General features: G+C 55.2%; 10 protein-coding genes and 1 pseudogene. 4 read left to right on the top strand and 7 right to left on the bottom strand.

Features of this window, described 5'->3' with window-relative positions; all coding sequences use genetic code 11:
* The coding region (locus tag Q371_RS27815) for a hypothetical protein (RefSeq protein ID WP_034339357.1) at positions 1-233 on the top strand (233 nt) is incomplete at its 5' end.
* Between the two features lie 505 nt (positions 234-738).
* On the opposite strand, the gene Q371_RS22555 is transcribed toward Q371_RS27815, so the two are convergent.
* Positions 739-999, bottom strand: coding sequence for a hypothetical protein (locus Q371_RS22555; protein WP_034345044.1), 261 nt, complete (start codon positions 997-999; stop codon positions 739-741).
* A 288-nt stretch (positions 1000-1287) separates the two neighbouring features.
* Here Q371_RS22555 and Q371_RS22560 point away from each other — a divergent pair, with 288 nt between their 5' ends.
* A complete protein-coding gene (locus Q371_RS22560) occupies positions 1288-2100 on the top strand; it encodes an alpha/beta hydrolase (RefSeq protein WP_051965097.1) in 813 nt (270 codons plus the stop codon).
* A 521-nt stretch (positions 2101-2621) separates the two neighbouring features.
* Here Q371_RS22560 and Q371_RS22565 read toward each other — a convergent pair.
* Genes Q371_RS22565 through Q371_RS28145 form a run of 3 tightly spaced genes read right to left on the bottom strand, consistent with a single transcriptional unit; the run spans position 2622 to position 4064 of the window.
* Positions 2622-3239, bottom strand: coding sequence for an NAD(P)H-dependent oxidoreductase (locus tag Q371_RS22565; RefSeq protein WP_084571612.1), 618 nt, complete (start codon positions 3237-3239; stop codon positions 2622-2624).
* Positions 3236-3646: a nuclear transport factor 2 family protein gene (locus Q371_RS22570; RefSeq protein ID WP_051965099.1), complete on the bottom strand. Its 411-nt coding sequence runs from the start codon at positions 3644-3646 to the stop codon at positions 3236-3238. The genes Q371_RS22565 and Q371_RS22570 overlap by 4 nt, the downstream gene beginning before the upstream one ends.
* On the bottom strand, positions 3639-4064 hold the full coding sequence (locus Q371_RS28145) for a 2-hydroxymuconate tautomerase family protein (protein WP_342668537.1): 426 nt from the start codon (positions 4062-4064) through the stop codon (positions 3639-3641). Before Q371_RS28145 ends, Q371_RS22570 begins: the two co-directional genes overlap by 8 nt.
* Positions 4065-4115: 51 nt before the next feature.
* Here Q371_RS28145 and Q371_RS22580 point away from each other — a divergent pair, with 51 nt between their 5' ends.
* Entirely contained in the window at positions 4116-4985 is an 870-nt protein-coding gene (locus Q371_RS22580; protein ID WP_169743911.1) for a LysR family transcriptional regulator, read from the top strand.
* 193 nt (positions 4986-5178) lie between these two features.
* Here Q371_RS22580 and Q371_RS22585 read toward each other — a convergent pair whose 3' ends face one another.
* Positions 5179-7563 carry an ABC transporter permease gene (locus tag Q371_RS22585; RefSeq protein WP_034345052.1) on the bottom strand — a complete coding sequence of 795 codons (2385 nt, stop codon included), beginning with the start codon at positions 7561-7563 and terminating at the stop codon, positions 5179-5181.
* Positions 7560-8264, bottom strand: coding sequence for an ABC transporter ATP-binding protein (locus tag Q371_RS22590; protein WP_051965101.1), 705 nt, complete (start codon positions 8262-8264; stop codon positions 7560-7562). The genes Q371_RS22585 and Q371_RS22590 overlap by 4 nt, the downstream gene beginning before the upstream one ends.
* A gap of 151 nt (positions 8265-8415) precedes the next feature.
* On the opposite strand from Q371_RS22590, the gene Q371_RS22595 reads away from it, so the two are divergent.
* Positions 8416-9042, top strand: coding sequence for a hypothetical protein (locus Q371_RS22595; protein ID WP_157442891.1), 627 nt, complete (start codon positions 8416-8418; stop codon positions 9040-9042).
* 842 nt (positions 9043-9884) lie between these two features.
* Here Q371_RS22595 and Q371_RS22605 read toward each other — a convergent pair.
* Positions 9885-10229: pseudogene (locus tag Q371_RS22605) on the bottom strand (IS4 family transposase); the annotation flags it as partial.

Here is a 10229-nt window from a genome sequence, read left to right on the forward strand (position 1 = left end):
TGTGGGAGGTTGTCGAGCAGGTAAGGTGCAGTGTGGTGCTGACTGAGAGGATGGGTGGAAAAGAAGCGTTCGACGCGTCTGAGCTTGGACGTGTTTTGAGCCTCTCCGGGGAGACGGTCAGCAATACTCTGCTGGATGACATGTTTTCCCTCCAGGAGGGATTGGAGCACCTGACCGAGGGTATGGAGGTGATTTTTTCGATAGGGAAAGTGTTCCCTGAGGGCAGCAGTTAGGGTATGCTGGTTTTTGCCAGACGGACAGTGTTTCATAGCAGATTTACTGTACCAGTCTGGCTTTTTTACGCCTCAATCAAACTGTCGGGTACTGAGCCAAAACGCAACAAATTTGACTTACAAAAAATTTTGTCAGGCACTCCTGACCTGTAGAAATACACGGAGGTTCCCGCAACGACAAAGGTCTTGAAAACATCCTGAAATCAATCCCCTCGAACCCCTCTTTGGATTTGTTTGCCCTAAAGCATGGGTAGAACGGTTGGGTTAGATGTGCTCAGGGACCTGCATCGGACCTGCATCTGGACTTTCAGTTGTACCAGTCTTCAAAGCAGGCTGCGAAAAATCCTCACTGATTCTCTCTGTGGGCAGACACAAGGCCCCTCGTTCTGAAGAAACATATCCCCAGCCAGACGCACACAAATCAAAGTCAATCGATAAGATCATCCTTCAAACTCCAGAGAATCACATGGAATGGATCGGATCAGTCCTGCTTTTATCCTCTGGGTCATCCTGTTTCTCCATCAGATCTGGTTTGTTCCAGATGAAACGCTGCTGTCTTTCGCAGGTCCGTGTTTCGTTCCAGACGGGTTTCCAGCAGGTAAACACTTCCCAATTTTTCAAGGGCAACGTCCAGCACACTGGACTTTGGCAAGGCCTGCAGCACCAGTTCATGGGCTTGCTCTGAAGGGTGGTGTTCCAAAAACATCAGGGCATGACCCTGTCCACGGCGAAGGGCCAGCTCAACAAGATCAAACGTCAAACGCATTCCTCAGGGGTACCTTTTGAAGATGACACACGAAAAAAATCGCACATGGCCAAATGGCTGACCTCTTGCACCACATTTCGAATGATGAAGAGGAGGCACCTGAAACCCAGCAATCGATTCACCCTTCTCAAGGGTTGCGCCTCTTCTGAGCATTTGATTGAGCTTTGATGTTGATGAGAAATGGTTTGACGACCGAAGTTTTGGTTTGGGGTTTAGAAGCAGAGGAGACCACCAGGCTCCCTTTGCCGTTGACCCTGACACCATGTCAGTCTGTACAGTGAAATGAACATGAATTCAAACTGGACCCCATACCTCAAGCAGGAAGGCAGCACTGCTACAGGCCACCTGCTGACCTTCAAAAACCACCACAGCCCTGAACTGGACAACCACCGGGACATCACCGTTTGTCTTCCACCCCGTTACGAAACCCATCCAGACCGCCGTTATCCGGTCCTTTACATGCACGACGGTCAGAACCTCTTTGATGACCTTTCCTCCTACTCGGGCGAATGGCAGGTGGATGAAAGTCTGGAAAGGCTCGCACAGGAAGGGCTGGAAATCATTGTGGTGGGCATCCCCAACCTCGCTGGTCAGCGCGACAATGAATACAATTTTCACAAGCACAGTGTCAGGGGAGGAGGCAAAGCCCCCCTTTACATCCAGTACCTCGCAAACACCCTCAAACCCCTGATCGATCAGGACTTTCGCACCCTGTCAGACCGTGATCACACTGGACTGATGGGATCCAGCATGGGAGGTCTGATCAGCCTGTACGGCTTTTTCAGCAGACCCGACGTTTTTGCTCTGGCAGGGGTGCTCAGTCCAGCGTTCTGGCTCACAGAAGGGGAGTACGTCCCATGGCTCTCGAACGTCATCCACCACCCGGGCCGGATCTACATGGACGTGGGAGACCAGGAAACCGCCGAAATTCCATGGATCCAGGAAGCTTACGTGAAAGATGCCCATTACACCGAAAAACGGCTCAGAGAACTCGGGTACCGTGAAGAACTGCAATTTCAGTTGTTTGAAGGGGCCATTCACCACGAGTCAGAGTGGGCAAAGCGGTTTCCTCTGGCGGTCAAACACTTATATAAACAATAAAAATTTCACAAACAAAATACAAAAAAACATACCCTTCAAACCTCAACTCCCCAAATGGGGAGGCCTGCAGCAGAAGTCTCCGAACGCCACACCGCAGCCCCTGTGATCCACACCTCCGCGCCAGAGTGCAGGTGCCAGTTGTGAGGTGCGCCCGGTGGGGAACACCTCTGCAGCTGTGGGGTCTCCTGCATGGACACGCACTGTTCCCGGTGGACGTCACTGTGGGTGTCGATCCTTCCCACCGGGCCGGGCAAGTGAATGCCTACTGGCAGCACAGTAAATTCCCTCACCGTGCTGCCAGTAGGCATTTCTGCCTGAAACCCTCCCTGCAGGGATCAGCCCAACCCGCACCCTACCGTTTTTCAGAGAGCCCTGTTTTCGAAATCCACCTTTTCTCGAGCACAAATAATCCAGGACGCCAGAGGAAGGCTGGAGGCGGTGGGCTTGCCCTTTCGAGGTCCCTCTTCTGGAGTGTGATTCGAACACACGTTCCTGTCAGAATCCTGTCCTGTTCAGGGCCTTCAGAAGCATCCTGAAGCTGTGAGAGAGCGGGAAGATGGAAAAATCAGTTCGGCCACCTTCTGCTCAACGTCCAGCAGCATCTTCTCTCGTTCCTCTGCTGTGCTGCCTGGCAGGTTGCTCATGTAGTGGTGGTCCCTGACTTCAATGCCAGAAAACGCAAAGATGCCTTCATCCAGCGTGCGGTTCATGGCTTCAAACATGCCTTTTTCGTAGGCTTCACGGGTGGCTCCGGTGGTGCTGAAAATCAGCCCCTGTTTGCCCTGCAGCAGACGTTGTTTGATGCCGTCTTCGTACCGGTAAGCAAATCCTGGCGTGAACACCCGGTCAAAGTAGCCTTTCAGGATGGCAGGCATGCCCGTCCACCACACTGGATAAATCAGGATGAGTTGGTCTGCCCACAGCACCCAGTTCTGTTCATCCCTGACATCTGCACTGGTTTCTCCTTCTGCCAGAGCTGCAAAATCGGTGGTGCTGGCAATGGGCTGGAAGTTCAATTGGTAAAGGGAACGCACCGCCACCTCTGCCTGGTGGGCTTTCAAAGTCCGGGTCACCACTTCCAGCACAGCGTGGTTGAAACTGGTTTCAAAGGGGTGGGCATAGAGTACGAGGGTTTTCATGGGTTCATCCTTTCTGATTCCGGGAGGGGATCCCAGTGGAACACTTTGGAGACAATGGTCCAGCGTCCTTCGGTTTTCGCCAGGGCCAGCAGGTCTTTGAAACGCCGTCCGGGAAGGGAGCAGGTCACCACCGCCAGAGCGGTGTCCTCGCTGAGCTGTTCGATGCGTTCAATGCGGTCGGTGCGAATGAATCCTGTGCCTTCCAGCGAGGTGCGCTGAGAAACGCGTTGCAAATACTGTTGCAAGCTGAGCTGCAAGAAGTCTCCCTGAGATGGGGTGATGTAGTGTGCCTGGGGATGGAAGACTTCAGAAAGTTTCTGGGGGTCAGAGGTGTAAAGACCGTCAAAATACACCTGAAGCAGATTTTCGATCATCTGCCGATCTGGGCTTTGCAAAACTTCATCCATGGGCTTTTCGCTGGCGCAGGTCGGTCACCAGTTCGCCCCCGATGCCCCAGTTGTCGGTGTCGATTTCATCGATGGTGACGAAGGTGGTGGCAGGGTCCTTGCCGAGGATGTCCTGCAGGGCCTGGGTGACCGCCGCAATCAGGAGGAGCTTTTGCTCCCGGGTGTTGTTCTCACGGGTGATCTCAATTTTCACGTAAGGCATGGGTTCCTTTCTGCTCTGGCCAGCAACAGGCTGACTGGCACAGATGCAAGACGGGTGCTGCTTTGGGGCAGCATCCTGACAGGATGGAATGGGGGGTGAGTGGGCAGAAAGAATCAGGCACCTGGGTCTGGGCGCACAGATCAGCCTGCTGAAAGAAACCTGCTGAACCGCTGTTTCTTTCCCCAACAGGATAAAACAGGGACTTTCATGAATCAAATAGATGGATTTGATTCATTCATGCACGATTTCGATGTATACTTTCCATGTATGCTCTTGTCACAGGTCCAGGTGTTTTTGATGGTGCTGGAAACGGGAAGTTTCACTGAGGCGGCTTTCCGGTTGAATGTGGCCCAGTCTTCGGTCAGCCACAGCCTCTCCAAACTGGAAAAACAACTCGGGGTGAAGCTGCTTCAGCGGGACCGCTCCGGGGTGCGCCTCACCCCTCAAGGAGAGGCCCTGCTGCCGTATTTTCGCAGCATTGCCCACGGGGTCGCTCAGCTTCAACTTGCAGCGCGCCAGCAGCAAGGTGAGGTATCAGGCAAGGTGAAGATTGGAAGTTTTCCCAGCACGTCCTGCCGGATTCTGCCCAGAGCGATCAGTGCCCTCAAACAACAGCACCCTCAGGTGGAGGTGCTCATTTTTGAAGGCACCTCCAGTGAAGTGGAACGCTGGCTGGACAACCACACGGTGGATCTGGCCTTTGTTGAACTGCCCACCCATTCCCACTTTCAGCTCAAGGCTGTCTTTCAAGACCAACTGAGGTTGATTGTGCCCCACGGTCACCCGCTGGATGTTGAAGGAGAAATCTTGCTGTCCCAGATTTCTCCTTACCCCTATGTGCTCTCCAAGTTTGGCTGTGAGCCCTTGATCCGTCAGGCTTTCATGCAACAAGGGTTGACCCTTGATGTGGTTTACGAAGTCCGAGACCTCACCACTTTGATGGCTCTGGTGGAAGAAAACATTGGGGTGAGTCTGGTGCCTGAACTGCTGATTCCCCACTCCACTGCTGCGCTGGCAAGTGTGCCTGTGCGGCCGGTGATTCAGCGTGAAGTTGCGCTGGCCCACCATCCGGAGGTGGTGCAAACCCCCCAGAGCAGGGCACTGGCAGAGCAGATTTTTCGTGTGAAACCAGGCTGACTTGACGCTCACCCCTTCGATGGCCCCGGAAATTTCCGGGGCCATGCTCAAAAGGAAACCTCACCCACCGTGCAGTTGCTTCATCAGGCCCAGCACATTGAAATGGTGCATCAGGTAAAGCAAACCTCCCAGAGCCACCACACCCAGCACCACCGATGCCACTTTTGCATTTCTGTTCATGTCTTTCTCCTTTTTATTGGTATGAGAGGGTTTCACGGACCGTCAGCTTTGCGGCACCCGTTGCCGGGATCACACTGGCCACAAAGGCTCCAAAGGTCACCAGCAGCAGCCACAAAACAGCAGCCCACAGGGACACCGTGAGGGGCAAAGGGAAACGGAAGGACATCATGCCGACCAGTGCACCCACCCCGTAGGACAACGGCAGGGAGGTGAGCACCGCGAACACGAAACTGAGCCCTGCCAGGAACAGTCCTTCAGACGTCACGTTTCGCACGATGGTTCTGGACGTGCCCCCCACGGCGCGCATGATGCCAAACTCCCGGGTGCGTTCCACCACGTTCGCTCCCATGCTGGCCGCCAGTCCCAGCACACCCACCACGGCCATCACCATGGCCATCAGCATCAGGGCCACAATCAGGATGTACACGTGTCCGCTTACTGCATCATCCAGCATCTCTTCTGACACCCCAGCCTTCAGCGGAATTCCGGCCTGTCTCAGCCTCTTTTCGATTTCGGCAGGCACCTGCGGGGAAGCGCCAGCAAGACGCGCAATCCTGAAGGCATTGGCTTTCCCGGAAGTCCCCAGAATCCCAGAGAAGGTGTCCGGGAGAACGTAAGCCGCAGCAGGGGACACGATTTCCCGCACCACACCCAGCAGTTTCAGGGTGACAGGCTTCCCTTCCACCGTCATGCGTAAGGTTTCACCCACCTGAACCTCTGGAAAGAAGGCTCTGGCGTTGTGGTTGAGCACCACACCGGTGTCACCTGCTTTCAACCAGCGGCCTTCCAGCACCTTGAGTCGCACCAGTTGACTGGCTGCGAGAACCGAGCGCACACTGAGGCTGCCGTGCCCTCCATCAGGGTAGGTGCGCACCACACTGAGTCCGTCTTTGCGGCCAACCGCTGCGGGCAGCACACTCCAGGCTTCGGCGGTTTTCACGCCCGGTGTGCCTTGCAGCACCTGCAAAACCTGCTGCTCTGACGCGAAGTCCTGCAGGCGCAACTCCAGGTCATGCTTGCGGTCCAGAGCGGCGTCAGCGAGGTTTCTTTCCCATGCAGCCTTGACATTCAGGCTGGTCAGGAACATCCCTCCGGCGGCTGCCAGCAAAGTCAGGGTGAGCAGTATGCGGCCCTTTTTGCGAAACGCGTTGCGGATGGACAAGAGCAACGTGCGGTCCAGGTTGGGCAGGTTCTGCAGCAACCACTCCACCCAGAGGGGTCCCCGGGCATCGGGTTTCACCCCATGGTCCGAGAGGGCCCTGAGCACCGTGGTGCGGGTGGCCCCAAGGATGGGAACGAGGGCGAGGAGCACCGGAAGCACGAGGCCCACCCCCCCTTCGAGCAGCACCGCCCACAGGGGCACCGCTTTGGAGTTCAGGTCAAAGTTCAACAGGGACGCCACCACCTCGGCAAAACCCTGACCAGCGAGGGTGCCCAGAGGGAGCCCCACCAGCACTGCCACCAGACCCAGCCCTGCCACGAGGGTGAGGTAAAGCCCGGCAATCTGGCGGGTGTTGGCCCCGATGCTTTTCATGATCCCAATCTGTCGGATCTGCTGGGAGAGCAGCCCTGCAATCAACGTCGCGGTGAGGATGCCTGAAAGCAAGAAGGCCAGTCCGCTGAAGATCAGGAACATCACCAGCACTGCATTCATCTGGCCCTGATGGGGATGTTTGCGGGCAGGTGGGATGCGTACCTCATGCACCGTGCGTCCCTGGCTTTTCAGCCAACGGCCCAGTCCTGCAATGGTGGTTTCTGTTTGGCTGGCGTCCTGAACCTCCACTTTCAGCAGGTGAAGTTCTGCTTTCTCCCCGAGGGTCTGGAGGGTCTGGGGGGTGATGTAGCCGTACACGGTTTGTTCCTGCCACGCTGGTGCGAGACCCGGATCATGCACGGTGCCAGAAACCTGCAGCTTGCGTTTTCCTGCTCGGGGCGTGTCGAGGGTGAAGGTGTCCCCGTTCACGGCATTCAGGAGTTTGAGGGCTTCGCGCTCCAAGAGCATGCTGCCCGTCTTGGGGGGCCACTGGCCGGTTTCTGGACGAAAACGGTTCAGGGTGAGCCCCTCAAAATCGGGCACCACGAAAAGCAGCACCGGAAACCAGCGGCCATCCTTGGCCTGCACTCGGGCCGTGAAGGTGCTGCTGGCCTCCGCATGCTGGATGCCGGGTTGCCGGGCGGCTTTTTGCACCAGCAGGGCGTCCACCCGGTCCAGTTCCAGCTGGGCTGAAGCGGGGCGGGTGGAGAGGTAATTCACCGACACTTCCCGCATCAGCACTGTGTAGGCGGTGAGGATGGTGCCCATCCCGAAGAGGCCCAGTGTGAGGGCGAGGACCATCAGCACCATGCGCCCCTGCAGTGCGCGCACATCCCCGAGGATTTTCTTCCAGCGCACATTCATGTGAGCCTGCCGTCTTGCATGGTGAGGGTGCGGGTGAAGAAGCGGGCGTACTCCCGTTCGTGGGTGACCATCAGGACGGTTTTGCCTTCTTTCACCAGAGCGGCGAAAAGTTGCATGACCTCCAGCGAGGTGGCGGAATCGAGATTCCCGGTGGGTTCATCGGCCACCAGAATGGGTGGATTGTTGGCAAGCGCCCGGGCGATGGCGGCCCGTTGCTGCTGCCCCCCCGAAAGGTCCGTGGGCAGTTTGTTGGCCTGTTCTGTGATGCCCAGTTTTGCCAGCAGTTGCATGGCCCGTTCCCGGCGCTCTTTGACGGGGTACGTGTTGCAGAAGTCCATGGGGAGCATCACGTTCTCAATCACCGTGAGGGTGGGCAGGAGCTGAAAAAACTGGAACATCACCCCCACGGTTTTGCCGCGCCAGGTGGACAATTGTTCCTGACCCAGCTGGTGAATGGGGGTGCCTTCGATGTGGATTTCTCCACGGGTGGGTGAGTCAATCCCGGTCAGCACGTTGATCAGGGTGCTTTTTCCGCTGCCGGATTTGCCAACCACGGCAATGAATTCTCCTTTTTCCACGGTGAGGTCAATGCCTTTTAAGGCATGGAACGCCCCTGAGGGGGTCTCGAAGGTGCGGTGAACCCCGGAAAGCTGGATCAGGGTGTGCTGGGCTGTGGGGGTGGGTTGGAGTTGGGTGCGCATGGGTTCCTTTCCATGGGAAGGCCAACCAGGGGGTTCACCCTGGTGGGAGGAGAGCGGGTTTTCAGGTGTCTGGACCCTCATGGGGTCGTGGGTTCACTGTAAGGCTAAGCCATGTAAAATGGACATCCCTTTTCCAGATAGCCCCTGCCCGGTGAACCACCCTGAAGCGGCCTTGCTGCTCACCGAACCCAAAGCCCTCTCGTTGCTTGCCCCTTTCATGGAAGAAGCCTGCACCGTGAAAGCCGCCAGTGAAACCCTGCAGGTCTCCAGCCACACCATGCTGTACTGGGTGAACAAATTCCTGGACCTCGGGCTGCTGGAGGTGGCAAGGGTGCAGGAACGCAAAGGCAAACCCATCAAGTGGTACCAGACGCCAGGCAAAGGCTTCCTGATTCCGCTTTCCCTGATTCCCAACTCCACCCTGGAAGACCTGCTCCTCAGGCACGATGAACCGTTCAACCAGCAACTCATTGCTGGACTGGTGAAAACCAGCATCGAGACCCTGCGCAAACTGGACCGCTGGGAAATGCGGGTGTGGAAAGAAGGCACCGTCAAAATCGACATGCAGTCCATGGACGAAGCTGGACCGGGCTTCCATGAACTCCTGCTGAAAGAGGATGCTCCAGCGATGCTCTTTGAACTGGCCCAGTTGCAACTGGATTTTCAGGAGGCCAAAATGTTCCAGCGGGAACTCTCAGACCTGATCCAGAAGTACCAGAGCAAAAGAGGGGCAGGTCACTACCTGGCAAGGGTGGCTCTGGCGCCCCTGAGAACCTGATGGCCAAACATCAGGACAGGGATGCAAGGACACCTTTCATTCAAAACCCACACAGCAAGGACCTCAACCTCAATGGAGGTGGGTGTCGTTGCGGACATATAGAGCTAAGTATCTCCCATATAAAAAATGGGATAGAATGCTGGCAAAGACCAACCATCATGAATCCCTGGTCTAAAAATCTGCAACAGGAGAAGACCTATGTCCCTCAAAAAGATTAAAGATCAATTACATTCTGGCATTCAACTGAGCAGCCAAGACCCAGCCCGTCCTGTAGACCTCGCAAAGGTCCAGGAGATTGAGCAGCTTATTGGTGTTAAAATTCCTGCTTAGTACTTTTCTTTTCTTGATGATTATGGGGTTATTATTTGTAGTGTAGCGGATTACTTTGATTTGTACAACTTTGATATTGAGTCAATGCATGGGTTTGTCCGCGATTATTGTCTTGATTATTTGGAATTCTACTCTGGAATGCTCCCTCTTGGGAATGATATGGGGAATAGCGCCTTTTATTACTCTGGGCACAACAACAGGCCGGGTATCTATAGATCCGATGTTTACCCAGATCCTGATCAGACTTATTTCATTGCTCCTGATCTGCAGACCTTATTATTTGATGGTGGCGTCATTGAACGTTATGCTCACGAGTGGCAATAAAACACCTCTCAACTTTCCAAATCAAAGACTGATGGCTCCCAGCAGCTTGAAGGCAGCCAGCAAAGCCTCCGTTAACTCAGCTACGGAGTTGTAACACCGTCTGGGCATCAAAAATCCCTTCAATTTCCGCCAGGTGGTCTCGATTAAGTTTAGAAATGGACAATACGCTGGTAAATACCGCAGGTACCTCAGTACCCGACAAGTTTGGGGAACAAAAGCTGAAGGCCTTCCAGTAAAGCCCACAATGGCTTCCTGAATAACTCCAGCAGCAGAGAAATCCCCACCCGAAAGACACTCCGGGCCAAACGACCATGTTTCTTTTTTGGAATCTGAACCCTTTCGCCCAGTTTCACCGCCCACACGAACACCACTGCCAGTAGGCACACCAAACGTTCCAGGTGCCGAGCATCCGTCATGTGGGTGTTCTCCAGCCGAAAACCCAGAGACTTGAGGTTCTTGAAAAGACATTCAATCCGGAACCTTTTCAAATAACGTTCAAGCAAAAGGCCATCTGGAACGTTGGAAATCACAAT

It is taken from the genome of Deinococcus misasensis DSM 22328 (genome assembly GCF_000745915.1).
In the GTDB taxonomy this organism is placed as follows: domain Bacteria; phylum Deinococcota; class Deinococci; order Deinococcales; family Deinococcaceae; genus Deinococcus_C; species Deinococcus_C misasensis.

Excerpts from the sequence above, each read along its gene's own strand:
- Q371_RS22555 (WP_034345044.1), bottom strand. The coding sequence starts at position 999 with ATGCGTTTGACGTTTGATCTTGTTGAGCTGGCCCTTCGCCGTGGACAG.
- Q371_RS22560 (WP_051965097.1), top strand. The coding sequence starts at position 1,288 with ATGAATTCAAACTGGACCCCATACCTCAAGCAGGAAGGCAGCACTGCT.
- Q371_RS22565 (WP_084571612.1), bottom strand. The coding sequence starts at position 3,239 with ATGAAAACCCTCGTACTCTATGCCCACCCCTTTGAAACCAGTTTCAAC.
- Q371_RS22570 (WP_051965099.1), bottom strand. The coding sequence starts at position 3,646 with ATGGATGAAGTTTTGCAAAGCCCAGATCGGCAGATGATCGAAAATCTG.
- Q371_RS22580 (WP_169743911.1), top strand. The coding sequence starts at position 4,116 with ATGCTCTTGTCACAGGTCCAGGTGTTTTTGATGGTGCTGGAAACGGGA.
- Q371_RS22585 (WP_034345052.1), bottom strand. The coding sequence starts at position 7,563 with ATGAATGTGCGCTGGAAGAAAATCCTCGGGGATGTGCGCGCACTGCAG.
- Q371_RS22590 (WP_051965101.1), bottom strand. The coding sequence starts at position 8,264 with ATGCGCACCCAACTCCAACCCACCCCCACAGCCCAGCACACCCTGATC.